The sequence below is a fragment of the Patescibacteria group bacterium genome, from assembly GCA_038065315.1.
In the GTDB taxonomy this organism is placed as follows: domain Bacteria; phylum Patescibacteriota; class Minisyncoccia; order Phycocordibacterales; family JBBTRF01; genus JBBTRF01.
This window is the reverse complement of sequence record JBBTRF010000001.1, coordinates 498,315-523,203: the sequence shown is the minus strand read 5'-3', so window position 1 is coordinate 523,203 and position 24,889 is coordinate 498,315. Positions and strand designations below refer to the sequence as shown.

General features: G+C 50.9%; 26 protein-coding genes and 2 tRNA genes. 16 read left to right on the top strand and 12 right to left on the bottom strand.

Annotated features, from left to right (window positions below):
• The first annotated feature begins 94 nt into the window (after positions 1-94).
• From AAB391_02880 to AAB391_02870, 3 genes are all read left to right on the top strand, one after another.
• Positions 95-167: transfer RNA gene (locus AAB391_02880), tRNA-Pro, on the top strand.
• Between the two features lie 19 nt (positions 168-186).
• Entirely contained in the window at positions 187-1,113 is a 927-nt protein-coding gene (locus AAB391_02875; GenBank protein MEK7645236.1) for an A/G-specific adenine glycosylase, read from the top strand.
• 53 nt (positions 1,114-1,166) lie between these two features.
• A complete protein-coding gene (locus AAB391_02870; GenBank protein MEK7645235.1) occupies positions 1,167-1,484 on the top strand; it encodes an RNHCP domain-containing protein in 318 nt (105 codons plus the stop codon).
• A 36-nt stretch (positions 1,485-1,520) separates the two neighbouring features.
• Here the strand turns inward: AAB391_02870 and AAB391_02865 are convergent, their stop codons facing one another.
• Positions 1,521-2,819 carry a serine protease gene (locus tag AAB391_02865; GenBank protein ID MEK7645234.1) on the bottom strand — a complete coding sequence of 433 codons (1,299 nt, stop codon included), beginning with the start codon at positions 2,817-2,819 and terminating at the stop codon, positions 1,521-1,523.
• 92 nt (positions 2,820-2,911) lie between these two features.
• Here AAB391_02865 and AAB391_02860 point away from each other — a divergent pair.
• Both AAB391_02860 and AAB391_02855 read left to right on the top strand, forming a co-directional pair.
• Positions 2,912-2,985: transfer RNA gene (locus AAB391_02860), tRNA-Gly, on the top strand.
• A 51-nt stretch (positions 2,986-3,036) separates the two neighbouring features.
• Positions 3,037-4,263: an MFS transporter gene (locus tag AAB391_02855; GenBank protein MEK7645233.1), complete on the top strand. Its 1,227-nt coding sequence runs from the start codon at positions 3,037-3,039 to the stop codon at positions 4,261-4,263.
• On the opposite strand, the gene AAB391_02850 is transcribed toward AAB391_02855, so the two are convergent.
• Positions 4,260-5,024: a helix-turn-helix domain-containing protein gene (locus AAB391_02850; GenBank protein ID MEK7645232.1), complete on the bottom strand. Its 765-nt coding sequence runs from the start codon at positions 5,022-5,024 to the stop codon at positions 4,260-4,262. The genes AAB391_02855 and AAB391_02850 overlap by 4 nt on opposite strands.
• A gap of 225 nt (positions 5,025-5,249) precedes the next feature.
• Here AAB391_02850 and AAB391_02845 point away from each other — a divergent pair, with 225 nt between their 5' ends.
• The 3 genes from AAB391_02845 (at position 5,250) to AAB391_02835 (ending at position 6,841) form a co-directional block, all read left to right on the top strand.
• Entirely contained in the window at positions 5,250-5,597 is a 348-nt protein-coding gene (locus AAB391_02845; GenBank protein MEK7645231.1) for a hypothetical protein, read from the top strand.
• A gap of 467 nt (positions 5,598-6,064) precedes the next feature.
• Positions 6,065-6,613: a hypothetical protein gene (locus tag AAB391_02840; GenBank protein MEK7645230.1), complete on the top strand. Its 549-nt coding sequence runs from the start codon at positions 6,065-6,067 to the stop codon at positions 6,611-6,613.
• 3 nt (positions 6,614-6,616) lie between these two features.
• A complete protein-coding gene (locus AAB391_02835) occupies positions 6,617-6,841 on the top strand; it encodes a hypothetical protein (protein MEK7645229.1) in 225 nt (74 codons plus the stop codon).
• A 165-nt stretch (positions 6,842-7,006) separates the two neighbouring features.
• Here AAB391_02835 and AAB391_02830 read toward each other — a convergent pair whose 3' ends face one another.
• Entirely contained in the window at positions 7,007-7,279 is a 273-nt protein-coding gene (locus AAB391_02830; GenBank protein MEK7645228.1) for an HU family DNA-binding protein, read from the bottom strand.
• A 311-nt stretch (positions 7,280-7,590) separates the two neighbouring features.
• On the opposite strand from AAB391_02830, the gene AAB391_02825 reads away from it, so the two are divergent.
• Positions 7,591-8,628 carry a DUF4325 domain-containing protein gene (locus AAB391_02825; GenBank protein ID MEK7645227.1) on the top strand — a complete coding sequence of 346 codons (1,038 nt, stop codon included), beginning with the start codon at positions 7,591-7,593 and terminating at the stop codon, positions 8,626-8,628.
• 33 nt (positions 8,629-8,661) lie between these two features.
• Here AAB391_02825 and rny read toward each other — a convergent pair whose 3' ends face one another.
• Entirely contained in the window at positions 8,662-10,191 is a 1,530-nt protein-coding gene (rny, locus tag AAB391_02820; GenBank protein ID MEK7645226.1) for a ribonuclease Y, read from the bottom strand.
• Positions 10,192-10,374: 183 nt separating this feature from the next.
• Positions 10,375-10,956, bottom strand: a complete 582-nt coding sequence (gene clpP / locus AAB391_02815; protein MEK7645225.1) for an ATP-dependent Clp endopeptidase proteolytic subunit ClpP — start codon at positions 10,954-10,956, stop codon at positions 10,375-10,377.
• 100 nt (positions 10,957-11,056) lie between these two features.
• Here clpP and AAB391_02810 point away from each other — a divergent pair, with 100 nt between their 5' ends.
• Complete coding sequence (locus tag AAB391_02810; protein MEK7645224.1) at positions 11,057-11,815, top strand: RsmE family RNA methyltransferase; 759 nt, start codon at positions 11,057-11,059, stop codon at positions 11,813-11,815.
• A 27-nt stretch (positions 11,816-11,842) separates the two neighbouring features.
• On the opposite strand, the gene AAB391_02805 is transcribed toward AAB391_02810, so the two are convergent.
• The 6 genes from AAB391_02805 to AAB391_02780 form a co-directional block, all read right to left on the bottom strand.
• Entirely contained in the window at positions 11,843-12,238 is a 396-nt protein-coding gene (locus tag AAB391_02805) for a hypothetical protein (GenBank protein MEK7645223.1), read from the bottom strand.
• Between the two features lie 27 nt (positions 12,239-12,265).
• On the bottom strand, positions 12,266-13,342 hold the full coding sequence (locus AAB391_02800; GenBank protein ID MEK7645222.1) for a trigger factor: 1,077 nt from the start codon (positions 13,340-13,342) through the stop codon (positions 12,266-12,268).
• Between the two features lie 54 nt (positions 13,343-13,396).
• A complete protein-coding gene (locus AAB391_02795; protein MEK7645221.1) occupies positions 13,397-14,029 on the bottom strand; it encodes a hypothetical protein in 633 nt (210 codons plus the stop codon).
• A gap of 147 nt (positions 14,030-14,176) precedes the next feature.
• Entirely contained in the window at positions 14,177-14,725 is a 549-nt protein-coding gene (locus AAB391_02790; protein ID MEK7645220.1) for an inorganic diphosphatase, read from the bottom strand.
• A 27-nt stretch (positions 14,726-14,752) separates the two neighbouring features.
• The gene (nusA, locus tag AAB391_02785; protein ID MEK7645219.1) at positions 14,753-15,925 is read right to left on the bottom strand and encodes a transcription termination factor NusA; all 1,173 of its coding nucleotides are present in this window, start codon (positions 15,923-15,925) and stop codon (positions 14,753-14,755) included.
• A 163-nt stretch (positions 15,926-16,088) separates the two neighbouring features.
• The gene (locus AAB391_02780) at positions 16,089-16,265 is read right to left on the bottom strand and encodes a hypothetical protein (protein MEK7645218.1); all 177 of its coding nucleotides are present in this window, start codon (positions 16,263-16,265) and stop codon (positions 16,089-16,091) included.
• Positions 16,266-16,345: 80 nt separating this feature from the next.
• Here AAB391_02780 and AAB391_02775 point away from each other — a divergent pair, with 80 nt between their 5' ends.
• The 5 genes from AAB391_02775 (at position 16,346) to AAB391_02755 (ending at position 22,556) form a co-directional block, all read left to right on the top strand.
• Positions 16,346-18,100 (top strand): ATPase, T2SS/T4P/T4SS family, encoded by a 1,755-nt coding sequence (locus AAB391_02775; protein ID MEK7645217.1) that lies wholly within the window; start codon positions 16,346-16,348, stop codon positions 18,098-18,100.
• Between the two features lie 30 nt (positions 18,101-18,130).
• Positions 18,131-19,348, top strand: coding sequence for a type II secretion system F family protein (locus AAB391_02770; protein ID MEK7645216.1), 1,218 nt, complete (start codon positions 18,131-18,133; stop codon positions 19,346-19,348).
• A 155-nt stretch (positions 19,349-19,503) separates the two neighbouring features.
• Positions 19,504-20,277: a triose-phosphate isomerase gene (gene tpiA / locus AAB391_02765; protein ID MEK7645215.1), complete on the top strand. Its 774-nt coding sequence runs from the start codon at positions 19,504-19,506 to the stop codon at positions 20,275-20,277.
• Entirely contained in the window at positions 20,264-21,418 is a 1,155-nt protein-coding gene (pgk, locus tag AAB391_02760) for a phosphoglycerate kinase (GenBank protein ID MEK7645214.1), read from the top strand. The genes tpiA and pgk overlap by 14 nt, the downstream gene beginning before the upstream one ends.
• A gap of 466 nt (positions 21,419-21,884) precedes the next feature.
• Positions 21,885-22,556 carry a hypothetical protein gene (locus tag AAB391_02755; protein ID MEK7645213.1) on the top strand — a complete coding sequence of 224 codons (672 nt, stop codon included), beginning with the start codon at positions 21,885-21,887 and terminating at the stop codon, positions 22,554-22,556.
• Between the two features lie 56 nt (positions 22,557-22,612).
• Here the strand turns inward: AAB391_02755 and AAB391_02750 are convergent, their stop codons facing one another.
• The gene (locus tag AAB391_02750; GenBank protein MEK7645212.1) at positions 22,613-22,981 is read right to left on the bottom strand and encodes an HIT domain-containing protein; all 369 of its coding nucleotides are present in this window, start codon (positions 22,979-22,981) and stop codon (positions 22,613-22,615) included.
• Positions 22,982-23,053: 72 nt separating this feature from the next.
• Here AAB391_02750 and recJ point away from each other — a divergent pair, with 72 nt between their 5' ends.
• Complete coding sequence (gene recJ / locus AAB391_02745) at positions 23,054-24,874, top strand: single-stranded-DNA-specific exonuclease RecJ (GenBank protein ID MEK7645211.1); 1,821 nt, start codon at positions 23,054-23,056, stop codon at positions 24,872-24,874.
• Positions 24,875-24,889: the final 15 nt, after the last annotated feature.

Sequence of the window (24,889 nt, the reverse complement as noted above, 5' to 3'; positions counted from 1 at the left end):
GTATGCGTGGCTGCGTCCCGAATTCACGCAATTCCATTGAAGTTGCTAGACTCCTGTGCTAGTATGGTGAAGCTCGGCAGTAAAAAAGAAATATCGGGGCGTGGTGTAACGGCTAACATTCCTGTTTTGGGAACAGGCGACTCAGGGTTCGAATCCCTGCGCCCCGACAGATAACAAATGCGACCAGTGCGACCAAAAAGCATATCGCAGAAGCAGATTCAGCAATTCCAGAAGGAGATTTGGCAGTATTACGCTCGAAACAAGCGGGATTTTCCATGGCGTCGTCCGGAACATTACGGAGATCCATACAAAATTCTCGTTTCCGAGCTGATGCTTCAGCAGACGCAGGCGAGCTGGGTGGTGGGGAAGTATCAAGAGTTTATCGAGAAGTTTCCGACATTCGAGACGCTCGACAGGGCTTCAGTCGCAGAGGTGATCGCTGTTTGGCGGGGTCTCGGCTACAATCGTCGTGCGCTCGCGCTGAAAAAGATTGCGGCACTAGCCGGGGAGAAATGGCACTACACCCTACCGAAACTTTCAGTGGAAGAGCTTGATGCACTGCCGCACATCGGCTATGCCACAGCTTGTTCGATTTCCGCCTTCGCTTGGAATGTTCGCGTGTCTTTTATCGAGACAAATATTCGACGAGTCTTCATCCACCGCTTTTTTAAAGGTCAAACGAAAGTGTCTGATATGGACATTCTCGCTTTGGTAGAGAGGATGTTACCAGAGTCGGATAGGGGACGGGTGCAAAATACTTCTCGAAGTGGCCCGCGAGAATGGTATTACGCCCTTATGGACTACGGCTCTATGTTGAAGGGTGTTGTAGAGAATCCCAATCGCCAGGGCAAGGGGTATAAAAGACAATCAGCATTTGTCGGTTCGAATCGGCAGGTGAGAGGAGCGATCTTGGCTGTCCTTGCCAGGCCCGAATATGTGAATGGTTGCACAAAGAAAGTCCTTTTGAATGGTGTGCGAAAAAATATCTTGACACCAAAATCCCCGAAGACTCTCAAGGTCACTCAAAGAGACATTGATACAAATATCACAACGCTCGCACAAGAAGGCTTCCTGCATATTCTCGGCGCGACCGTTTCCTTGGCGAAAAAATAGAGCGAAGTGGCAAAAAAGTTGAGAAAAAAGTCTGACTAGCGTATGCTCGCTGTATGGCAAAAATCTTTATCCGAAAGATCGAAGACTTCACCTGTGAACATTGTGGCGCGGCAGTGAAAGGGAATGGCTACACCAATCACTGCCCAGCATGTCTTTGGGCGAAGCACGTCGATATTCAGCCTGGCGATCGGGCGAATCCGTGTCTCGGCATGATGAAGCCAGCACGCATTGAAACGCAAAAAAGCGAGTACGTCCTCTATCATGTCTGTACTCGCTGCGGCACCGAGCGCCGCAATCGCACCTCTTCGAACGATTCTTTTGACGAAATTCTCCGGATTCAAAAGCAATTTGTGGACTCGCAGAAAAAATAGCCGGCACGATTTCGTCCTACACTTCGCGGGCTTTTGCTAGTACCTCGCCGGTGTGTCGCTGCCAATTGATTTTAACAGGACGTTAACCAGTGTCGGTGCGATGAGCGAGTTGAATTGCGCGGCTTTTTCTGTGAGGTTGGTATTCAAAAATGATGGGATGTCCGAGCCGGATTGTTTCAACAAACTGTCATTGATGTGCGAAAGGCCGATGCTGCCAAGCTCGCGCGTGTCTGTCTGCGTGCCAGAAGACACAGTGCTGATCACTCCCACCAGCGCGCCCTTGCTGTCTACCACCGCGCCACCGGAAGAGCCGCGTTGCGCCACGGCATTGCCGTTGATATTGAGATAGTCGAGGGTGCTGCCGCTGTAGCTGAGCATCTCCTTCACTGTCGCGATCGCAGAGATGCCGTATAAGTTGCGCTGGATTTCTTCACCGCCCAAAAAGCCCGCTCCGTATCCGGCCACTAGTACCGACTCGTTGGCGTAGTCATGTTCGATGCTATCAATGGGGAGGTAGGGGAAGGAGGAGGGAAGTTTCTGCTCGGCATTGAGACCTCGGTCGATGATGAGGAAAGCAAAATCGTCCTCGCCGGTGCCCTTGGCCTCCTGCCGCTTGATGTTGTCAGAATTGTTTTTCACCCAGCGCGGCGAAATGTACAAAAGGGTGGCTTTGTATTTCGGCACTGCCGGATTGCCGGTGCGGATATTGCAAGAGACGTAGTCTTTCATTCCATAATCTTTCAGTAAAAAATACTGCGCAATGTGCGCGTTGGTGAGGATCACACCGCGCGGGTCGATGATGACACCGGAGCCGGTGATCGGACTGATCGGTCCGCTCGTTTGCGTGTAGCAGAGAATATTTACGAGCGCCTCGCGGGTGAGGGTGTTGATGTCGTCGAAGGTGAGTGGGCCAGCTTTCAGCGAAGTGGTGGCGAGGGCGGTTATTGCCGAATCGGTGAGAGCGGTGTTTTTTGGTGGAGTCGCTACGACTGCAGGCGTTACTACTGGTGTCGGCTTCGGCGGTGTTGCAGGTTTCGCCGCAGGTTTTGGAGCTGTGGGCGCAGGAACAACGACAGTCTCGTGAGTTTTTGGGACGATGGTTTCTGTCGATGTCGCGACAGGTTCGGCGATCTCGACAATTTCGACAACAGTGTCGGCTTTCACGACGGTCGTCGTGGTCGCCTTCTCCATTTCCTTCACCACCGCAGCCGGCGTCTTTGGTTGGTAGGGGGGATGAGTGCTGGTTGCCATCGGTAACGTCGTTTGGACAAATGTAACCACACCGAAGACGAGAGACATGATCACTTTGGCCGCCTGATCGATAAAAGCTTCCATTGGGACATTATATCCTACCTCCTTTTCATGCGCCTCTTTTTTTGCTAGTATCAGGGTCGGTTCGCGATTCGTTTAGAAAGCACGCAGTATATGCGGGATTAGTTTAGTGGTAAAACTACAGTTTTCCAAACTGTTGTCGGGAGTTCGATTCCCCCATCCCGCACCACTCACAGCAGTAGATGTTTCCAAAGTCTAGTATGTGCGCTAATATTGATGTATGGACAAGAAACGCATTTTTCTCTGGTCTCTCTACGATTTCGCAAATTCCATCGTCTTGATGGCGTTCCTCTTCTATTTCTCGCAATGGCTCGTGATTGATCAAGGGAAACCTGCGTGGTGGTACAACTTATCCCTCGCGCTTTCTTCAGGGCTTTTTATTCTCACAGCACCGGTCATCAGCAGGGCGATTGATGCGACCAAGGTTAAAATAAAGGGCCTTCGATGGTGGACAGCACTTTCTTTTGCAGGCTTCATCGTTGTTTCTTTGCTAACGATGCTCACCGATGGTCGAGAACTTCTAGCCACCGTCTTGTATACACTCGCGAACTATGCCTACATGGTCTGCTTTTCCTACTTCACACCGATGCTAAATGACCTTTCGAATGAAGGGAACCGTTCGCAGGTATCTGGTATCGGCCAGGGAGCCAACTCGATTGGTCTAGTGGTCGGAGTGCTCGTAACCCTTCCTTTCGTGAACGGTCTGACGCTCTTTGGTGACCCTGGCCGTGCTCAGGCGCTGTTTCCGGCGACTATCCTCTTCGGCTTGCTTGCACTGCCGATGTTGTTTCTGTATCGAGAGGAAAAAGAGACTTCTCAAGTATCTCCAGCCACGGATCAGGCTAGACCACAACCAAGTATCCTCTCCTTGTGCAAGGAGGTGTTCAGCTACAAGCCGCTTATGTTCCTTCTGCTCGCTTACTTCCTCTTCAGTGATGCGATGCTGACCTTTGCCAATAATTTTCCTCTATATCTGGAAATGGTTCATGGCGCTAGCGACACGACAAAATCTCTCCTCACAGCAAGTATCCTCATTCTCGCTGCTATTGGTGCAGTTGTCTTCGGCAGGATCGCTGACAAGAAAGGAAAGCTCAAGGTATTGAAATGGATCCTCGTCATTTGGTGTTTTATTTTCTTAGCAATGGCCCTCATCACGAGTTTCAAGGCTCTGATCCCAGTCTTTTTGTTTGCCGGAATATTGTATGGACCAGTGTGGGGCATCAGTCGCGCCTTGGTGGGGGAGCTTGCGCCGACGCATCTTGTGGCGTCTTCTTTTAGTTACTATGTGGTCGCTGAACGTTTTGCGACTTTCGTCGGTCCTGCAGTGTGGAGCATCGCTCTCATCACTATGGGCGAAGGCGCGCGCGGCTATCAAACAGGAATGCTTTCTCTCATGGTTCTTATCGTCATCGGCCTTGTGATATTAAGAAAGATTAAAACCTCCTAGCTCTTCTCCGCCGTATGATTCCATACGTAGTCAAATAGAGTTTGCATCGTCTGATATATGTAGGCACTCTCGATGACTACCGTGATAAACTCCTCCTTGAAGTTTGTTATGGCTACTTTGTTTTCATACATGATGATCTGCGCAGGGATATTTAATTTTTCTGCCGAGACCTTTTTGCGTTCCACGAGGAGCTTCGCGTCATCTTCTGGGGAGTGGGATAGCTCATGTTCATGACCAATGGGGGTGATGGCTCGTGTTCGGATGTTTTGAGCCACCTGTTTTTTGATCTGCTCGCGGATCAAATGCAGCGTCTCTCCCTTGTCTGAAGCAGAACTGATCACGCTGATGTCTTTATTTGTCTCGAGAATATCAGCGTACACTTTTTTGATGCCGTCATGACCCTCAAAGAACTGAACATTCGGTTTCCCTAGCAGAAGGTTGAAGTCAGAGGTCAATTCACCAAAAACCTGACCCAAAGTGTCCGAAGCTCGATCTAGCTCGGCCTTTTTGCTGTGAAGTAGCTCCTTTATCACCTTGGGGTGCTTTGGGAAGAACTTCGATATCTTGCCAATATCATCTCGTTTCTCTACTAAATTTAGGTCAACGAGTTGTTTGAGGACTTTATAGGTCAATGCCCGCCCGATTCCCGCCTTTTGAGCCAGATGTTTGGCGGTTGAAAAACCGGTTTCCAGAAGGTAGAGATAAACGACAGACTGTTCATTTGTAAGACCAGCATCTGATAGTATATTTTTTGATATCATGTTTGTCACACTATCGTAACATATTTAGCTATAAAATCAAGCCTACTTTAGAATATCCTTACAAATAGGTGATTTTCTAAGGGTATTTACCGCATTTTGATTGACAAACAGATTTACTGTGCTATGATTACAAACAGGACAGCAGGGCAAGTGACCTTACTGTCAGTCTTTGAAACGGCTTAGGTAGGTGTGCCAAAACCATACACCCCAGAAAACCATCCAGTTATGAGCAAAACGTATTTCGGTTTCGGAATCGCCCCGAGCATGTTCCCGGACTTCTGTAACATCTGTAAGCGTCAGCTTACGCTGGAGCAGGTCCGTGGGATGCTCGCGGCGGGTGTGGTGTCCTGCCTCAATCCGTCCCACACGGCCACAATCGCGGTGATGGAGTCACGGTTCGGGTTGAAGGTGGAAATTCCCGCCAAGGCACCGACTGTCTCACTCGAAGGTGGTGATGATCTGATCGTCCTTGCGGTGAGTGGCTTGCCGCGGCTCGAAGGTCGCCACGAATATACCCAGGCCGAAATTGACGGTGCGAAGTTCAGCTTTGCGCTGTTCTCGGTCACGGTGTGAATCGTGAGGTTGGAAGACCATTAAAAACTTCCCTCTGCCCAGTGAGTGACTGGGTCTGTTGCGAAGTGTGTGCTTCGCCTGATGAGTCGGAAACGACGAAACAGAATGCTTTGGATTTGAGTTTGGTTGTATCTGAAAACAACCCGTTTGATTCTTGTTTCGTAACAAGGGCTCCCAAACCCAAAAGAATCGTCTTGTGGAGGTTGATATCTCTACGGACCTTGGTCGTATCCCTGGTATGACACGGAGAAAAAGATAAGCAAAAGATTACCTAATTGCTTCGCATAGGGGGTGGTACCGTGGACGGTACTGTTAAAATCTTCTTATCCACTTCTCCGTGTCGTCCAGGTCTCTGTCTCGAGATTAAATCTCGACTGATGAGTCCCTCGAATGCTGTGTGGCGATCGGGTGAAGGATGAAACAGAATGCTTTTTGACAAGCCGGAATAACCGGTAGAAAGATACACAATGAAAACTCTCGCATGTTGGAGCGGCTCGGTTTCGACACCTCGTGGTCGTGCTCGTTTCGATGAGGGTGTGCGTAGCTCGAGCAGTCACGACCACTTCATCCATAGTGGCGAACTCGAGCGGGTTTACCGTTCTAGCGGCATTGCTGGTGTGATGAACCTCGTCGGCTTCGGGAAGAGCCAGGCCTATGCTCTCGTGGCTAGGGCAGGAATCAATCGAGTGGTTGCCAAAGAGGTGCTCGAGAAACGCACTGCTCTGAAGAAGGTATCTTCTGAAGCTAAAAACCTCGCACACTGTGCCGGGGTGTATGGCTGGATGCCGGGTCAAGAGAGCTGCAGGATCAAGGCTCGCCGCTGGCAGTATGGTGGGGTCGTGCAATTTGGCGGCAGGGTCATTCCTGCAAACACCCCGTTTCTCATGGGGAGTCTGCCTGGCCGGGAGGTTATTGAGTTCATGCGGGAACGCGGGCTCAAAAACTTTCTCGTTGGGGAAAAGATTATTCCTTGCGGGGATTTGCTCGGCTGCAAACACGCCATCCTCTACCTGTGATTCATGAACCCTAATATCGTCGAGAAAATCTTGGAAGTGCACGCAGCAGATATGAAGCCGGGGGAGAAGAAACTCCAAGCTCTCCGGCGGCTCATTCTCGAAGGCAAGGTGACCTTTGCAGAAATTAAAGCCTGTCGAGGTGTTGGATCCCAGCAGGTCCGGTGGATCAGGGAGATCCTAGACATTCCTGACGGGGCTATTGCCTCAAGTGAATCGAGGTGGTTTTAGTCAACTAGTGGAGGCTAGTAAAATACTCAACCGAGCGCCTCACCAGCGCTTTTTTTAATGCTTCAAATTTTATAGCAAAGCAAAAACCGCCCTTGGGCGGTTTTTGCTTCTCGAGAAGAGATGTCTGTACTTGTGGAGGGTACCGACGACTTGGGCTGAGGCGGATTATCTCACCGCGTCCTTCAGCGCCTTTGCGGCTCGGAACTTTGGAACCTTCATCGCCGGGACCTTGATAGTCTCGCCGGTTCGAGGGTTTCGTGCGTCTCGCGCTGCTCGCGCCTTCACTGAGAATATGCCGATGCCTGCGATAGATACTTCGTTGCCACCCTTCATGGTGTTCACGATGGATTCCACCACGACATCCATAGCTTGCTCAGCCTGGACCTTGGTGCCTCCAATCTTCGCGTGAATCGCGTCGACAATTGATGCTTTATTCATAGGAATGAAAATTACAAATAAAAAACATTCTCCGAACTTCTGCTGTCGCTGCTTTTATTCTCAACTTATTTTCCAACTCGCTTTCACAAGGAATTGGTTTAACCTAAGATAATTATATAGTAGGCCATTTTTTACGCAACCCGCAGATGTTTACAACGAAAAAGCATTAGCATGTCAAATCCTGGGCGGCCATATCCTTGCCAAGAGGCCAGTTTACTAGTTTTTACAATTACTTTACAATTATATTTGGGAAGTTTACAATCACTTGACAATTAATTGTAGTGGGTTTACAATTGATATGTAATCAAATTATGTCAAATAAAAACCTTATTTTAAGCCATATCAGGGATAAAAAACAGTTTAAAACGGCTGATATCGCTACGCTGTTGGCTGTTTCGAGGCAAACTGCCTTTCTGTTGGTTAAAGACTTATTGAAGCAGGGTGTTTTGGTTAAAATTGGATCTACGAAGAAGGCGTCCTATATCTTGACGGAGTATGCTCAGGATCATTCCGAGGTGTACCCGACTTTTTTTAAGAAAGTCTATAAAAATAAAGACCTAGAGGAGGGTTCGGTCTTGGATGAGATCGAGCAAAAACTTCCGAGGATAAAAACCCTGCCAAAGAATATTTTGCAGATATTGCGCTACGGTTTCTTGGAAATGATGAACAATGCCATTGAGCACTCGCAGACTGATTCAATCGAGGTGATGGTTTCCGTTGCGGATGGAGAGCTTCGATTTGTTATTTCCGACGCTGGCGTAGGAGTTTTTCGTAATGTCATGAAAGTAAAGAAGCTAAACTCTGAGTTGGAGGCAATTCAGGATATTTTGAAGGGAAAAACCACGACAGCTCCGGAAAATCATTCTGGGCAAGGCATTTTCTTTACTTCGAAAATGGGAGACATTTTTAATTTAGAGAGTTTTTCTCAACAGCTCATCGTAAACAACAAGATCGACGATATTTTCCTAAAAAAGCCCAAGAGAAGTAAAAGTGGGACAAGGGTAAGCTTCTCTGTTTCGCTAGATTCAAAAAAAGAAACTATCGATGTGTTCAAGAAGTATTCGGATATGGGGGAGAGTAGTGATTTTGGATTCGACAAGACTGATGTAAAGGTAAAGCTGTACACGAGAGAGGGGATCTATATCTCAAGGTCACAAGCCAGAAGGATACTTGTCGGCCTGGATAATTTCCGTTCGATTACTCTTGACTTCACAAAGGTGGAGACAATCGGCCAGGCATTTGCGGACGAAATCTTCCGAGTGTTCCGAAAAAAGCATCCAGAGATCTCAATTATTCCCGTCGACATGAACGAGAACGTGAAATTCATGATCGACAGAGTCGATAGGTAGAGTAGACAGAACCGAGGGTGTTGCTTTTTAGCCCTAGCGCGCCACTTCGATCACTCTCGTCTCACGAATCACGGTAATTTTGATCTCGCCAGGGTAGCGAAGCTCTTTTTCGATGCGCAAAGCGATCTCGCGGGCGATCCGCTTGGCTTCGAGGTCGTTGATATCGGCTGGAGTCACAAAAACCCTTATTTCTCGGCCCGCCTGGAGGGCGTACGCCTTCTCCACGCCCTTAAATGACGTCGCAATCGCCTCCAAATCGCCCAATCGCTTCAAATAATTCTCGATACTGTCACGTCGCGCGCCTGGTCGGCCGCCGGAAATAGCGTCTGCCGTCTGCACAATGCGCGATTCCACGGTTTCATACGGATATTCCTCGTGATGCGCCTCCATTGCCTTTACGATCTGCTCGCTCACGCCGAATTTCTGCAAAATTCGGCGGCCAATCTCCACGTGGGTGCCTTCCACCTCGTGGTCGAGGGCCTTGCCGATGTCATGGAGGAGGGCACCAGCCTTGGCTACAGCCACATTAGCGCCGATTTCCTCAGCGATCATGCCGGCGACATGTGCCATTTCCACCGAGTGGGCCAGCACATTCTGTCCGTAGCTGGTGCGGAAGTGCAAACGGCCCAATATCTGGAGCACTCGAGGGTCGATATTGATCACGCCCACCTCCTGAGCCGCTTCCACGCCCTTATCCTTAATAATCTTGTTCAATTCGCTCTGCACCTGCTCCACCTCCTTTTCGATCTTTGCCGGCTGAATACGGCCGTCGGCCACGAGGCGTTCGAGGGCGATTTTGGCCACTTGGCGGCGCACTGGGTCGAAAGACGAGACGATGATCGCTCCTGGGGCATCATCCACAATGAGTTCCACACCAGTGATTCGCTCAAAAGCCTTGATATTGCGGCCTTCTTTGCCGATGATCTTGCCCTTCACCTCGTCGGATGGGATGGTGACGGTGGTGGACATCATGTCGACTGGTACAGCACCGGCGAGTCGCTGGATACAGGCGCCGAGGATCTCCTTGGCCTTGTCCTCGAGCTTTTCTTCGCCAAATTGCTCAAGCTTGCGCATGCGGCTCATCAAGTCATCTTCATTGGCCTTCTCCACACTCGAAATGATCTGATTTCGCGCATCTTCGCTACTCAATTTCGCGATTTTCTCCAATTCCGAGAGTTTTTGCTTCTCCATCACCTCCACTTTGTCCTTCATAGTGCGAACTTCAACAATTTTTTGCTTGATCGACTCGACTTCCTTGTCGAGGTCGCCCTGTCGGCGGTCTAGCAAGTCTTCCTTCTTGTTGAGACGCTCCTCGGTCTTTTTGAGGGACTCCTCCTTCTCTTTCGATGAAGCGCGGACGTCTCGAAGAATGTCGGCAGCCTTGGCTTCGGCATCGCCAAGTACTTTCTGCGACTTTTCCTCAGCTTCGAGGTGGAGCTGCTTGAGCTGGAGCTCCACAGAGCCCTTTTTGCCAAGTGAAATGAGCACTCGGAGATAGTATCCAAGCGCAATACTGATCAAGCTGGCCATGCTAGCGGCCAGGGCGGCGAGTTTTAATGACATATTTTAGCGGCTTTTCCGAACAGTGTCTGCGATGGAGGTGAGGTGACTTTTATCGAATGGTGGGGTTCAGGAAATGGGTGTGCGAAGCGTGTCTGGAGAGCGGGAAGTCGGTCGTGTCTATCGTGTCGGCTGTCCGAAGGAAGCGAATTAACAATTAAAAGGGAACGAGGTCATAGTATAACACTATTCTTTCGCTGGCAAGACTTTGTCGACGATGCCGTACTTTTTTGCTTCCTCGGCTGACATAAAGAAATCGCGATCGACATCCTTTTCGATCTGAGCCAAAGACTGGCCAGTGTTTTTGGAAAGCATTTTGTTGAGGTTCTCTCGGGTCTTCAAAATATGCTTCGCGGAAATCTCGATGTCCGAAGCCATACCCTCGGTGCCGCCCGATGGCTGATGGATCATCACTTCGGCGTTTGGCAGGATCATACGCTTGCCTTTTTTGCCGCAAGAGAGGATCATTGCGCCCATAGAAGCCGCGATGCCGACGCCGACAGTCGAGATGTCCGGCTTGATGTGTCGCATCGTGTCGATGATCGCGAGGCCGGCCGACACAGAGCCGCCCGGAGAGTTTACGTAGAGAAAAATATCCTTCTTGGCATCCTCAGATTCGAGGAAAAGGAGTTGGGCGATGATGATGTTGGCCATGTGGTCGTCCACTGGGCCGCCGAGGAAGATGATGCGATCACGAAGCAGGCGCGAATAGATATCATACGCTCGCTCGCCAAACTGCGACTTTTCGATAACGGTTGGGATTAACATGTGCCTACTATAATGAAAACGGGGATATTTCGCAACTTTCGGGCGGCGCTTTCTTTTTCACGCGCTTTGCCATACACTAAACACGAAACATCCAACACCCATGAAACTCCAGCGTTTTTTCATCCACAAGTTGCTGAATGAGCCGATCGGCGACCGCCGCGAGGTACACCTACACGACGAGGCTCTCGTTCACCAGCTCAAGCGCGTCTTTCGCCTGCATGCGGGTGATTCGGTGATGCTGCTCGACAATACTGGCTTTCAATACACGGCAGAAATCGTTTCTCTTGAGAAAACCGAGGGGGTGTTCCGCGTGCTCGAGAAACACGAGCCACAGAAAGTCAAAGAAGCGGCACGCCAGATGCCCGTGACCCTCTTTCAATCGCTTCCAAAAAAAGATAAATTCGAATATGTGCTTGAAAAGGGGACCGAGATCGGTGTGAGCGGTTTTGTGCCCGTGCTGTCGGACCGTTCGGAGAAGCTGGCGATCAACGAAGAGCGCTGCCAGAAGATTCTTGTCGAGGCTTCCGAGCAATCGGAGCGCACTACGGTGCCGACGCTTGCGGCGATCTGTCCGATTGATGAATTGTTTGAAAAATACAGCGCCGATACAGAATTTGTCGCTTTTCATCTCACGGGTAAGCAGTGGTCAGTGGAGTTGCGAGGCGAGCTTTTCGGCCAAGCGGCAAAAGCAGGGAAGCGTGGAGGCCTCGGTATTCTTGTTGGTCCCGAAGGCGGCTGGACCGATCGAGAGCTCGGGTTGTTTCGCGAGAAAGGTGCGCAGATTGTGACCGTCGGCTCGCAGGTGCTGCGCACAGAGACAGCAGCAATCGTGGCGGCAGCGTTAGTGGTGATGGGGTAGGTGCAAAGTGCTCTCGGTAGCGGCTAGCTATTTAGTTTTTCGCATGACAAACAGATACCAAGCTAGAAAAATGATGATAGATAGTATCGTGCCAAATACATACCAAGCTAGAATAATGATAACGGGCAGGCTGGAAAAAAATAACACCTTCTTTGGTTTTCTGTCATGCTCAGCGATAACACCCTCACCTATTTTCTGTTCCATATCTGAGGACGGGGTACCTTGTGGATTTCTATGAGCGATAAAAAACCCAATAACACCACCTATTATTGGCGATAGCCATAGCATTATCAAGGTGGCCAGATTGACTACATTTGGGCAACCGCCTCCTAGTCCGCACGACATAAATAATAATCCTAAAGGAAAATCCGTCGCGACACCCAAAAGAATGCCAGACAAGATGTAGTAAGTAGTTCGTTTCATGTCGTCATTATACAACAAAAAGTATAGTTACTTCTGCTCCTCCAAAAAGCGAAACGCCTTTTCGTTGCCCAGGACCATTTCCACGTAGGCGCGAGCGCGTTCGGCGTCGGCATCTTTGTGTTCGGCGAGAATCTTTTCAACTTCCGTAGTCACTTCGGCGTCGCTTGGCAAGAGCTTTTCTTCACTGACGATGCGGTTGAGGGCGATCTGCAGGCTCACGCGCTTCTCCGCGTCCTTTCGCCACTCTTTGTTGAGTTCCTCGCGAGTCTTTTTGATATGTTTCAAATAATCCTCGATCTTCAGACCCATGCGGGAGATGTTGTGTTCAAATTCGCCCCACATCTTTGCGAGCTCGCTTGAGACGAGCACTTCCGGCAGCTCCGCCTTCATTTCTGCGACGATATTTTCGCCGATTTGGAGACGCTTCTTTTCCTTTGCTCGATACTCCTTCTCCTTGAGCATATTTTCCTTCACTTTTTTCTTGAAATCAGCGAGGTCTTTGAAATCGCCGAGAGTCTGCACGAGTGCGTTATCGAGCGGGGCGAGAGCAGCGTCTTTCGCGTCCCCTTCTGCACCCTCCTTCTTTCCGTATGTCTTGTGGATCTCGTCGATCGCGCCGTCGAATTCCTTGTCGGTGATCTCGATCTTCTCCTCCTTTTTCATCTCGGTCTTTGCGATCTTCTTGTAGTCTGGCATCTTCACCTCGGGGAAGACAGCAACCGTGATCTTAAATTCCAGCGGCGCATCCTTCGCGATCTTGGTGAGCTCGATCTGTGGGCGGCTGATCGCTTCGATTTTGTGGTCGACGACAATATGCATGTATTCATGCGACAACACACCCTCGGCAGCATGCTCGAGCACGGCCATCTCGCCCATTTTATTCAAAATGACATCCTCAGGAACATGACCTTTTCGAAAGCCGGGTACAGAAGCCTGTTCAGAAAACGCCTTCAACGATTCTTTAAAAGCGCGCTTCATCTCCGCGGCACTGATCTCTCCGGTGATCTCTACTTGAGACCCAGCAATCTTCTTGGTCTTGATGTTCGAGTAATGTCGCGGATGCTCCCCGTGGCTGTGGCCATGGGTGTGGGTGGTGTTGCTCATTGAAAAAAGAAAAAATGAATTAAATTGAATCGGCACTGCTCGACGCTGCGCTGCTTACCGCGCCTCCTTGCGAACCTTCAAAGAAAAGTCGCGAACCTTGGTCTTCGCTGTCGCCACTGTTTGGCTGGCAGTGCGGACGCTTTCGTCTGCGGCCTTCAGGGTGATACGAATGTCTTCGTTGGTTGACTGTTCGTCTTCCGCGATCGTCACCATAGCTGATGCGGCGATCTTGATATCGTACCCGGCCACTGCCAATTTGTCCTGGGCGAGGTCAGTAAACACCTTTACCTTCGAAGTGTCAAAGCCTCGCGCGGTAAAATCGTCCACCTGCTTGCTGAGTTGGTCTGCTACCGTCTTCAAATCGTCGTGTTTGTCTTGGAGTCGGTTGAGGATGTTCTGGCCGTGGCGAATGTTTTTGAGAGGATCTTCGTCTGGGTCTGTTGCTGCAGGGGCAATGAAGACGCTTGGGGTAGGGGCTGGAGCCGGTGACATGTTCCTTTTGAGCTGGCTGAACCAAGAGGAAAATCCCTCAAAAAGAGCTAATTTGTTGGAAAAAGGCTGATTTTGGGCCGTAGTAGCAGATGCTGAGGTGCTCTGCGCAAAAGCAGTGGTAGCCGAAAGGAGAAGGGTGAGCGCAATCCCGGCAGAAACTACTTTGGCGGCAGTTGTTGTTGGTTTTGTGTTCATATGGGTAGGTAGATACTATAGCATATTTCGGGCAGAAAATCGAGCTTTTGGAGGGTTTTAGCGGCCAAAAAGCACGAAAAAAGCCATCAACAGGGCCATTTTCGCTTCAAACCGACTTATCCACCTCCGACACGCCTAAGCACCCTTTTAAGCTTTCTTGGCCTTCGGGGTCCCAAACTTGGCGTTGTAGATCTCAATACCTCGCGCAAACGCCTTCTCCGCGTCGCTTCGGCCCTTGAAACCGAGGACTTTCACCTCTTTCTTCTGGAGCTGCTTGTAGGTCGAGTAGAAATGCTCGATCTCTTTGAGGGTGTGAGGGTTCACATCCTTCAGATCCTTCACATTGGCCCAGCGTGGGTCGTCTACCGGGACAGCGATGAGTTTCGCGTCTGAGTCGCCGCCATCGATCATTTCCATCACTGCTACCGGCCGCACTCGGACCAAAAGGCCGGGGAACAGAGGGTGGGTCGTGAGGACGATCACGTCGAGCGCGTCGCCGTCTTCCCACAGGGTGCGAGGGACGAAGCCATAGTCGAAAGGAAAGTCCTGCGCAGTGTGAGAGACGCGGTCGAGGGCGATGAGGCCAGTCGCTTTGTCGATCTCATATTTATTTTTCGAACCGCGGTTGATCTCGACGATCGTGTTGATCGACTCGACGCTGCCCGGCTCGATGTCATGCCACAAATTCATGCTCATGGGTTTGTGATTATTGTTTTTTAATAATTACTTCTCCTCCGCAACTGCTGCGCCTTCACCTTCCGCTGGCTTCGCCGGACCGTCTGACTGAATGTCGATCTTCCAGCCAGTGAGCTTTGCAGCGAGTCGGACATTTTGTCCGCCCTTGCCGATCGCTAATGACTGCTGATCCTCCGCTACCTTCACGACAGCCTTGGTGTCGCGCTCGTCTAGAGTGACACTCACCACCTTGGCAGGAGAGAGGGCATCCTCAATAAACTTCTTCGCTTCTGCTGACCATTCAATAATATCAATTTTCTCACCGCCGAGCTCGCTGGTGACAGTGTTCACTCGCACACCTCGCTGGCCCACCATTGAACCGATAGGGTCGATGTGACTGTCGTGAGACATGACCGCAACCTTCGAACGAGAACCCGCTTCACGGGCAATCGCCTTGATTTCTACAGTGCCGGAAGCAATTTCAGGCGCTTCCACCGCAAACAACTTCTCGAGGAATTTTGGATGCGCTCGAGACATTCGCAAAAAGACACCCTTTGCGCCGTCCTCTACCGAGGCGAGATAGCCTCGCACGCGCTCTCCCTGCTTGTATCGCTCTCCCGGAATCTGCTCTTCGTATGGCAAGATCGCCACTGTTCGTCCCAAATCAACAAAGATATTGCCTCGTTCAATACGCTGCACGGTGCCGGAGATCACTTCTCCCTGGCGCTTGCCGTATTCTCGGAGCACAGACTCTTTTTCTGCCTCGCGGATCTTCTGGATGATCACCTGCTTCGCTGTTTGAGCAGCGATGCGGCCGTAGTCATCCTTTGCATCAAGAGGGAAGACCACTTCATCATCGAGGGCGACACCCTTGCGCATCTTCTGCGCGTCTTCGATCATGATGTGGTGCTCCGGGTTGAATCGGGCACGCTCATCCACTACGCCGTCGGTGGTCTCGTCAATGTCTGCGGCATTCTCGGTCGTCGCAGGATCTTCGATAATCACACGTGTATCGTCCACCACCACCTTCACCTGAGAGAACTCAGTTTTGCCGGTGTTGAGGTCGAATTTCGCTCGGACGATCTGGCCTTTCTTGCCGTACTCTTTTTTGTACGCAGTCGCGAGGGCCATTTCGATGGCCTCGATGATCTTTTCCTTCGGAATGCCGCGCTCTTCTTCGAGCTGGGCGAGGACCGAGTTGATTACTTTTAAGTCGAACATATCTTTGTTGTTGGGCGAATAATGGTGCGGAAAGGCCGTGTCTTGTCGGCGCTGCCGCGCTGTTAAAAAATAAAGCCCGCCGGGAGGCGAACTTAGACCCCTATACTATAGCGGAAATGGGGAGGGAGGTCAATGTGCTGGTCAATCACACGATTTCTTGAAGCTATTGCCGATGAGAACCCTCATTGTGCAGGTAGTCTAAGACCATCTTCGAATTTTTAAATGGGCCGGCGACACCTTCTCCTTTTTTCACCTGACGGATGGTGCGTAGAAGTTCACCAATTTCTTTCTTGCTGAACTGCAATCCCTCCCCAACCTTAGATTGAATGTTTTTTAACATATGCAAAGTATATACTAAGTCGATTTTATCTGATTTCGTGTGGATATGCACCACGCCCGTCGATGATATAATACACAGCAATGTTCATCGAACCGAAACAGCTCAAGGAGCTTATTCTCGACTCCGGATTGGTGTCTAAAAAGGATTTTGAGGTTGCGGAGACCGAGGGCGCTGAGAAAGGCGTCAGCGTCGGCCAGCTTTTGGTGACCGCGGGCAAGCTTTCTGAAGACGATTTGCGCCGAATGCAGGCATATGTGCTCGGTATTCCTTTCGTCGACCTAAAAGGCCAGAAGATTGACTTCGAAGTGCTGTCGATGATTCCGGAGCCGATCGCTCGCAATCACAATGTGATCGCCTTCAAGAAGAGCGAGGACTCGCTCGAGGTGGCGATGACCGATATCGACGACCTCGGGGCGATCGATTTCATCAAAAAGAAGACGAAATTGAAGATTTTGGCGCGTCTCACGGATGCGGACTCGATAAAGTCGGGCGTGTTGCAGTACCAAAAGAGCTTGAAGGCCGAATTCGGCGATATTATCCAAAAAGACACCGCAAGTTTGAAGACGTTGGCCGACCAAGTGGGTGGCGACGCGGCTTCGGAAGGGGATTTGAAAAAGATGGCGGAGGAATTGCCAGTGGTGCGTATCGTCGAGACCCTTTTGAAGCACGCGATCTTGCAGAATGCATCCGATATTCACATTGAGCCGATGGAAGAGCAGATGCTCGTGCGCTATCGCATCGACGGCATGCTCCACGACGCCATGGTGCTGCCGAAAAATGCCATTAGCAGTGTGACGGCGCGTCTCAAAGTGCTTGCCAATCTAAAGCTCGACGAGAAGCGTCTGCCACAGGACGGCCGTTTCAAGGTGGATATCAATAACGAGCGGGTGTCTTTCCGTGTGTCCATGCTCCCAACCTACTACGGCGAAAAGACCGTAATGCGACTCCTCCGAGAGAGCGTTTCCGGCTTTACCCTCGAGGGAATGGGCTTCCATGGTCGCGGCTTGGAGTTTGTGCACCAGGCGCTCAAGCAGACAACAGGCATGATCCTCACTTCTGGTCCGACTGGTTCCGGAAAGACGACGACACTCTATACCATGCTCGACATTGTGAACACTGCCGACGTGAATATTTCGACGATTGAGGATCCGATCGAATATCAGATGAAGCGCATCAACCAGACCCAGGTGCGACCGGAGATCGGCTTCACTTTTTCGAGCGGGCTGCGTACCTTGGTGCGACAAGATCCGGATATCATCATGGTTGGTGAAATTCGCGACAACGAAACGGCTTCTTTGGCGATCAACGCTTCGCTCACTGGACACTTGGTGCTCTCTACGCTGCACACCAATAGCGCTTCTGGCGCCATTCCACGATTGCTCGATATGAAGGTCGAGCCATTCCTCGTGGTGTCGACCGTGAATGTCATCATTGGCCAACGCCTCATCCGCAAACTCACCGAGGCGAAGGAAAAATACTTTTTGACCAAGGCCCAGCTCGATTCGCTCGGCAAAAAGGTGGACCTTGATCATGTGTTGGCGTTGCTGAAGGAGGAAAAGATTATCGACAAAGCCGCGACGTGGGAAAAGATCCCTTTCTACAAGCCAAAGGCCTCGAAGGAATCGGAAGACGGTTTCCATGGTCGTCTTGGCATCCATGAGGTGCTCAAAGTGACGAACACCATCCGCGAATTGGTGATGCAGGAGAAGAGCGCGTCCGAGATCGAAGCTCAAGCGCGCAAAGAGGGCATGATGACCATGCTTGAAGACGGTATTTTCAAAGCGGTGGAGGGAATGACGACGATCGAAGAGGTCTTGCGAGTGATTTCGGAGTAGTCGCAGATAGGTTTTGCTGTAAAAAACACCATGCCACTTTTTTCATACAAAGCGATCGATGTGAATGGAGTCACTACCACCGGTACCAATGACGCGCCGGACCGTTTTGTCGTCTCCCGCAATCTGAAGGACCGCGGACTCATGTTGGTGAGCGCCGAGGAGACCTTGGAGAAGCACTCGGTGATCGACGAGAAGGTGCGACAGCTCTTTGGCCGCATCAGCATGCGTGAGAAGATCATGTTTGCTCGCAATATGGGCTCGATGCTCGAAGCCGGACTCACTCTCTCACGTATTTTGTCGGTGATCGATCGTCAGTCGAGAAATGACAAGTTTAAAAAGACTGTTTCGACGATCAACAACGAAATTCGAGCTGGAAAAACACTCAATGAGGCGATGGCCGCATTCCCAAAGGCGTTTTCGCCACTCTTTATCGCCATGGTACGTTCCGGCGAAGAATCCGGCAATCTCGCGGGCTCGTTGAAGACCCTCAGCGGCCAAATGGAGAAGAGCTATTTGCTGCAAAAGCGCTTGCGCGGTGCTCTTATCTATCCGGCGATCGTAATCTGTCTCATCGCGGTGATCGGTGTGCTGATGTTTATCTACGTGGTGCCGACGCTGACTAATACGTTTAAGGAGCTGAATGTGGAATTGCCGTGGAGTACGCAACTCATCGTCTCAACCAGTGACTTTTTGCGATATCATACGTTCGCATTTGTCGCTGCGATCGTCGCTGTGGTGTCCGGACTGATTTTGTTCAAGCGCAGTGTTGTTGGAAAGAAGATGATCGAGCGAACCATGTTGAAATTGCCGATCATTGGTGTGTTGGTGAAAGAGGCCAACTCGGCGCGCACCGCTCGAACACTTTCCTCGCTGCTGTCTGCTGGTGTTTCTTTTTTGGCAGCGATGGAGATCACTCGTGATGTGGTGCAGAATGGATTTTACAAAGAAGTGCTCGAGAAGGCGCGTTTGAATGTGCAGAAAGGGGATCCGATCTCCAGTGTGTTTATCGAAAATGAACATTTGTATCCCGCTTTTGTGGGGGAAATGACCAGCGTGGGGGAAGAGACGGGTCAATTGGCCGAAATGATGCTCGGTATTGCCACTTTCTACGAAGGCGAGGTGGAACAGAAGACCAAGGATATGTCGACGATTATTGAGCCACTGCTCATGGTGATGATTGGTTGTGCGGTGGGGTTTTTTGCGGTTTCGATGATTAGTCCAACATACTCTTTGTTGGATAATATATAGAGGACGAGGCGGGGGAAAGAAAAAGGGTACGCATAAAAGCCTGGTGGCTTTTTGCTCCGACTCGCGCCGTCGCGCTCCGTAGTCCCTTTTTCTTTCCCCCGCCTAGTCCTACACACTATCTAACAACGCACGCGGTGAAATGATATACTGTCGGGATGAAAAAGAAGCGAATGATGCCACTGATTGTTGGAAACTGGAAGATGCATCCGGATACGTTGGCGGAGGCGAAAGATATTGCGAAGAAGATAAAGAAGGGAGCGAGGGGCCTTTCGAAGACGAAAATGGTTGTTTGTCCTCCTTTTTTGTATGTGCCAGAGGTTAAGACAATCATTGGCCGGACGAATATCGCGATCGGTGTGCAGAATATCTCTAGTGAGGAAGCCGGTTCGCATACTGGCGATATATCAGCAGTGCAGGCAGCCTCTTGTGGCGCTGAATATGCTGTCGTTGGCCACTCCGAACGCAGAAAAATAGGGGAAACCGACGAAATTGTCGCCAAAAAAGCACTTTTAGCGATTCGCAATGGCCTCGTGGCGATTGTGTGTGTTGGTGAAGCAGAACGAGACGCACATGGAAAGTATCTCGCCTTCCTGAAAGATCAGCTCGCACGTTCTTTGGCCACTGTTTCGGCAGCAGAGCTGAAAAAGCTGGTTATTGCCTACGAGCCGGTGTGGGAGATTGGCGCTAGCGCCGCAATGTCTCCAGGACAGATTCATGAAACCAGTATCTATATCCGAAAAGTACTTTCCGATCTCTACACTCCAGAATTGGTTTCCAAAATGCCGATTTTGTATGGCGGTTCGGTGAATGTATCGAATGCGCAGGCTATTTTAAAGGATGGAGAGGTCGATGGTCTGCTTATCGGCCGAGAAAGTCTTGTTCCTGCGGACTTTATTGCTATTGCCAAGATTGCCAATGAGCTCAAATAGCTACAAAACACTCGACCAAGCCGGTCCGCTTGCGGGGAAGCGAGTTCTGTTGCGCGTCGATCTCAATGTGCCGATCGTGAAGGGGGAGGCGGGGCGGTTGGAGGTGCGAGATGATTTTCGCATCGAGAAGCTGTTGCCGACTATTGAGTGGCTCAAAAAGGCTGGCGCAAAGACCATCGTGCTCGCGCATATCGAAAGTGTGGAGACGCAGTCGCTCCGCGCCGTGGCGGAATATGTGAATGCGAAGACGCCGGTGACTTTTGTCGAATCTTTCGACACTCTTTCCGTACATGTTGCACAGATGAGGGACGGTGATGTGGCAATCTTAGAGAACCTACGCTCGCTCGACGCCGGTGAGAAGGAAAATTCTCCGGATTTTGCAAAAAAAGTGGCGCAATTGGGTGATGTATACGTGAACGAAGCGTTTTCTGTGTCGCATCGACCGCATGCTTCCATCGTCGGCCTGCCAAAACTCCTTCCGCATTTTGCCGGGCCGTTGTTTGATAGCGAAGTGAAGCATCTTTCTCAAGCCTTCCAGCCGCTCCACCCTTTCATTTTCATCCTTGGCGGTGCGAAGTTCGAGACGAAGCTTCCGCTCGTGCAGAAGTTTCTCACTAAAGCTGACCTTGTATTTGTTGGTGGGGCCTTAGCCAATGATATGTTTGCTCAGCGTGGCCTCGAAGTGGGAAAGTCGCTTCGGGCGAAGGGCAGTATCGACCTCTCAGCCCTCGCTGCGCATCCGCGCTGCGCTACACCGATCGATGTATTAGTGAATACGCCTGATTCGTACCCAAAACTCCCGACCGAAGTGTCCGCGACTGATCGGATCCTCGATTGCGGCCCCGAAACTGTCGATTATTTGAGCCGCACGTTACAGACAGCAAAGTTTGTGTTGTGGAATGGGCCGCTCGGCGATTATGAAAAAGGTTTTGAGCAGTCGACGATCGATTTGGCGAAAGCGCTCCTCGCTAGCCCGACCAAGGCGGTGCTCGGCGGAGGAGATACCATCGCCGTGCTCTCGAAGGCAGGTCTGCTTGATGCATGTTTGAATAACGAACATATTTTCGTCTCTACTGGCGGCGGTGCGATGCTCGACTTTTTGGCGAACGGTACGCTGGTGGGGATTGAGGCACTTGCGTAAAATCGAGGGCGGGTATATATTCAGAAGCGGGAAGAGTATGCACCTGGTGTTGGTCCACGCGAGCGGGATTCATCCCGTCGTACGCGTGTGAAGTGCTAACATTCAAGGCAGTGGCAACTCTTCGACAACAAGTGGAAGGACCAAAACGATGAAAGTTCAGCAGCTCCGCCTCCGCAATCAAACCATCGGCCCGCCGGCGAAGTAGCCCCTCCCGCTCCATGAAACAAAAGCCCTTTTTCTAGCGACGCCCCTGTGGTGTCGGCTAATTTCACTTCTGACGGCCCATGTCACCTGTAAGGGACTCTTCAGGAACATCGGTCAGTCTTGCAAGCCCACAGAGCAATCTGGAGGGTCTTTTTTTACCAGCAGATATTTGACATATAGGCACCACTTGTTATATAATACGAAAGGCCTAAATACGAACTTTTCCATTCAGTCTCAACCCGAATACCCCTAGGAGTCAACTATGAAGCCCCACGTTCCGTCGCTCGGTTTCTTGCAGCGTTTCCTCAATCTACTGGTCGACCTTTGGAAGGTCGAAAGCCTCCCAGGTGACCACTTGGGAAGTCCAGATTTGCGACTCGTTATTTCGACCTCATATGTCACACGTCGTGATCGTCTCACGGATGCCACACAAGAGACACTGAGGGTTGGTCTTGAATACCTCAAGCGGTTTCCACAAGCGTGGCTGGCTTTCAGTCCCTGCCGCTACCCATTCCCCGGAGCCGAAGAGGTCGAACTCGTTTTGCGTGTTGCCCAGATCTCTGATGGCTGCAAATACTTCTCTGCTGGTTCCATGGACAACACGGTTCAGGAAGCGCAGCAGATCAGAGCGGCTCTCGATTCTCGCGCTAGTGTCGCAGGGATCAGAAAGGGTTCACCCTACTCGATTCTGGTAGTGACCGGCGAGATGCATTCACGCAGCGCCCGGCTTATTTGGGAACACTACTTCCCGGAGGCGACAGTCTTCATCTGCTGTATCCCGCATCATTTCGAATACCAGCCAGACCACCCTGTCGACATGCAGAGGGGTCCGTGGAAATGGGCGTTTGCGAATCTCGCCAGACATTTCCTACTCCTCACCATTGGGGTTGAACGGACGGGGAAGTTCAAACACAACGCTCGCCAAGCCAAGTAATCGAGCCCCTCCTCTCCAGGATCACAAGCCGCCACGCTCGACGTGTGCGGTTTTCTTTATAAAATCTGCGAACGCAACTTCGCTGCATTTCCGACAATGTCACTCTTTTTAAATTTTGCACTAGCTGCGTTATCGGGGTATATCCAGATGTGGGCATGTGGAACCTCTTCGCCAACAATCTTTGAGAGTACCATCTCCACCTCGAAGGCTTTTTTCTGCGCGTTCGCCACCTTTTTCGCCACTTCAAAATATGCCCCGGCATTCGGCACGTCCCAGACCCAGCGATAGTGCTGCTTCGGGATCACTAGGGCATGGCCAGGCGAGAGTGGGCGGATGTCCAGAAAGGCGAGAAAATCAGCGTCTTCATACACTATCTCCGCAGGCACTTCTTTGGCGACGATTTTGCAGAAAATACAAGCACTCATGCGAAAAAGTATACCATTTTTATTCTTGGTGTGCGGCGTTGAGTGCTAAATGTGCGTGATATACTTTCCGCTATGACTGCCAGGACCGCTTCCGCCACAAAGGCGAAATACGCTCTCCGATCGGCCGTGCCCGCGGAGGCGAAAAAGGCGCTCGCGGCATATCCCGACTTTCTACAACATTTGATGTTCCATCGAGGCATTACGGACGTGGTATCGGCCGAAGCCTTTCTCAATCCCAGCTACGAAACGCATACTCACGATCCATTTTTGCTGAAAGACATGGCAAAGGCGGTGAAGCGAGTGCTCGGGGCGGTGGAAAAAGGCGAAAAGATCGTCATTTTTAGTGATTATGATGCCGATGGTATCCCTGGCGGTGTCGTATTGCACGATTTCTTCAAGAAGATCGGTTATGCAAACTTTTCAAACTACATTCCACATCGTCACGACGAAGGTTTTGGTCTCAACATGGAGGCGGTCGAGGGTTTTGCGAAGGATGGAGCAAAATTGGTGATCACGATCGATTGCGGCATTGCCGATATTGCCGAGGTGAAGCGTGGTCAGGAGCTTGGAATGGATATGATCGTCACGGATCACCACCTGCCGATTACGGAAAAGAACAAAAAGGGCCAGGAAGTGCCGGTATTGCCGCCTGCTTTTGCTATTTTGAACCCAAAACAAGCCGATTGTGCGTATCCGGAGAAGATGCTCTGTGGTTCAGGGGTGATTTTCAAGCTGGTGCAGGCACTGGTGTCAAAAAAGCCGGAAATAAAGGATGGATGGGAAAAATGGCTGCTCGACATGGTGGGGATGGCAACATTGTCCGACATGGTACCCCTCACCGGCGAAAACCGCGTATTTGCCTACTATGGCCTCAAGGTATTGCGCAAATCGCCTCGAGTGGGCCTCATGAAGCTCCTGCGGAAGATCAAGACGGACCAGCGTAATCTCACCGAAGATGACATCGGCTTCACGATTTCGCCTCGTATCAACGCCGCTTCGCGCATGGGGGTGCCGCACGACGCCTTTCGCTTGCTCTCTACGACCGATGAGACTGAGGCCGACCAGCTCAGTGACCATTTGAATCGCATAAATGACGAGCGCAAGGGTATTGTGGCCGCCATGGTGAAGGAAATGAAGCATGCGCTTGAGGCGCGGTGGGCGAACCAGACAGAAAAACCCAAACTCATCGTCCTCGGCAATCCAAAATGGAAGCCCGCACTGCTTGGTTTGGCGGCCAATACCCTCATGGAGGCCTATTCTTGCCCTGTTTTTCTCTGGGGACGCGACGGTGAGGATGTTCTGAAGGGTTCGTGCCGTTCCAATGGGATGAGCTTGCAGGCTTTGATGTGCAAGGTGCCCGGTGCGACTCTGTCGGCATACGGTGGCCACACGCTGGCCGGCGGTTTTGCCGTGACGAATGAAGAAGTGCACAAGCTCGAGGCGGATCTGATGGCCGCGTATGAGGTGGCCTCGGATTCGGCTGCGACGGAATCTGCGGGTGGTGATAGTGGGGGCGAGGCAGGGGAAGGTCTTTTTGTCGATGCCTCGATCACCCTTGATGATGTCAACTGGCAGACGTACGGCATGCTCGAAAAGCTGGCGCCATTTGGCACGGGAAATCCTAAACCTTTGTTTTTGTTTGAGCATGCATTGCTGCGTGAGGTGAAAGCGTTTGGTAAAGAGCGAAATCACATCGAACTCGGCTTCGGCAAGACGAATGGCAGCAAGGTTTCCGCTATCGGTTTTTTCAGCACGCCCGAAGATTGGCAGGCCCAGCTTGGGGCAGGGCGAAAGTTGGCCGTCGGAGAAAAAGTGCATCTGGTGGCAACACTGGAAAAGTCCACCTTTCGCAACTTTCCCGAATTGAGATTGAGGATTGTGGATATATTTTGAAGCAGTATAATCTTT

What these genes read in the sequence shown, in the direction of transcription:
- clpP (MEK7645225.1), bottom strand. Translation starts at nt 10,956, where the DNA reads ATGTTAATCCCAACCGTTATCGAAAAGTCGCAGTTTGGCGAGCGAGCG.
- AAB391_02830 (MEK7645228.1), bottom strand. Translation starts at nt 7,279, where the DNA reads ATGAATAAAGCATCAATTGTCGACGCGATTCACGCGAAGATTGGAGGC.
- AAB391_02870 (MEK7645235.1), top strand. Translation starts at nt 1,167, where the DNA reads ATGGCAAAAATCTTTATCCGAAAGATCGAAGACTTCACCTGTGAACAT.
- AAB391_02855 (MEK7645233.1), top strand. Translation starts at nt 3,037, where the DNA reads ATGGACAAGAAACGCATTTTTCTCTGGTCTCTCTACGATTTCGCAAAT.
- AAB391_02775 (MEK7645217.1), top strand. Translation starts at nt 16,346, where the DNA reads ATGTTCATCGAACCGAAACAGCTCAAGGAGCTTATTCTCGACTCCGGA.
- AAB391_02750 (MEK7645212.1), bottom strand. Translation starts at nt 22,981, where the DNA reads ATGAGTGCTTGTATTTTCTGCAAAATCGTCGCCAAAGAAGTGCCTGCG.
- AAB391_02790 (MEK7645220.1), bottom strand. Translation starts at nt 14,725, where the DNA reads ATGAGCATGAATTTGTGGCATGACATCGAGCCGGGCAGCGTCGAGTCG.
- AAB391_02825 (MEK7645227.1), top strand. Translation starts at nt 7,591, where the DNA reads ATGTCAAATAAAAACCTTATTTTAAGCCATATCAGGGATAAAAAACAG.
- AAB391_02795 (MEK7645221.1), bottom strand. Translation starts at nt 14,029, where the DNA reads ATGAACACAAAACCAACAACAACTGCCGCCAAAGTAGTTTCTGCCGGG.
- AAB391_02835 (MEK7645229.1), top strand. Translation starts at nt 6,617, where the DNA reads ATGAACCCTAATATCGTCGAGAAAATCTTGGAAGTGCACGCAGCAGAT.
- AAB391_02805 (MEK7645223.1), bottom strand. Translation starts at nt 12,238, where the DNA reads ATGAAACGAACTACTTACTACATCTTGTCTGGCATTCTTTTGGGTGTC.
- AAB391_02850 (MEK7645232.1), bottom strand. Translation starts at nt 5,024, where the DNA reads ATGATATCAAAAAATATACTATCAGATGCTGGTCTTACAAATGAACAG.
- AAB391_02845 (MEK7645231.1), top strand. Translation starts at nt 5,250, where the DNA reads ATGAGCAAAACGTATTTCGGTTTCGGAATCGCCCCGAGCATGTTCCCG.
- AAB391_02770 (MEK7645216.1), top strand. Translation starts at nt 18,131, where the DNA reads ATGCCACTTTTTTCATACAAAGCGATCGATGTGAATGGAGTCACTACC.
- rny (MEK7645226.1), bottom strand. Translation starts at nt 10,191, where the DNA reads ATGTCATTAAAACTCGCCGCCCTGGCCGCTAGCATGGCCAGCTTGATC.
- AAB391_02840 (MEK7645230.1), top strand. Translation starts at nt 6,065, where the DNA reads ATGAAAACTCTCGCATGTTGGAGCGGCTCGGTTTCGACACCTCGTGGT.
- AAB391_02865 (MEK7645234.1), bottom strand. Translation starts at nt 2,819, where the DNA reads ATGGAAGCTTTTATCGATCAGGCGGCCAAAGTGATCATGTCTCTCGTC.
- pgk (MEK7645214.1), top strand. Translation starts at nt 20,264, where the DNA reads ATGAGCTCAAATAGCTACAAAACACTCGACCAAGCCGGTCCGCTTGCG.
- nusA (MEK7645219.1), bottom strand. Translation starts at nt 15,925, where the DNA reads ATGTTCGACTTAAAAGTAATCAACTCGGTCCTCGCCCAGCTCGAAGAA.
- tpiA (MEK7645215.1), top strand. Translation starts at nt 19,504, where the DNA reads ATGAAAAAGAAGCGAATGATGCCACTGATTGTTGGAAACTGGAAGATG.
- AAB391_02810 (MEK7645224.1), top strand. Translation starts at nt 11,057, where the DNA reads ATGAAACTCCAGCGTTTTTTCATCCACAAGTTGCTGAATGAGCCGATC.
- AAB391_02800 (MEK7645222.1), bottom strand. Translation starts at nt 13,342, where the DNA reads ATGAGCAACACCACCCACACCCATGGCCACAGCCACGGGGAGCATCCG.
- AAB391_02755 (MEK7645213.1), top strand. Translation starts at nt 21,885, where the DNA reads ATGAAGCCCCACGTTCCGTCGCTCGGTTTCTTGCAGCGTTTCCTCAAT.
- recJ (MEK7645211.1), top strand. Translation starts at nt 23,054, where the DNA reads ATGACTGCCAGGACCGCTTCCGCCACAAAGGCGAAATACGCTCTCCGA.
- AAB391_02780 (MEK7645218.1), bottom strand. Translation starts at nt 16,265, where the DNA reads ATGTTAAAAAACATTCAATCTAAGGTTGGGGAGGGATTGCAGTTCAGC.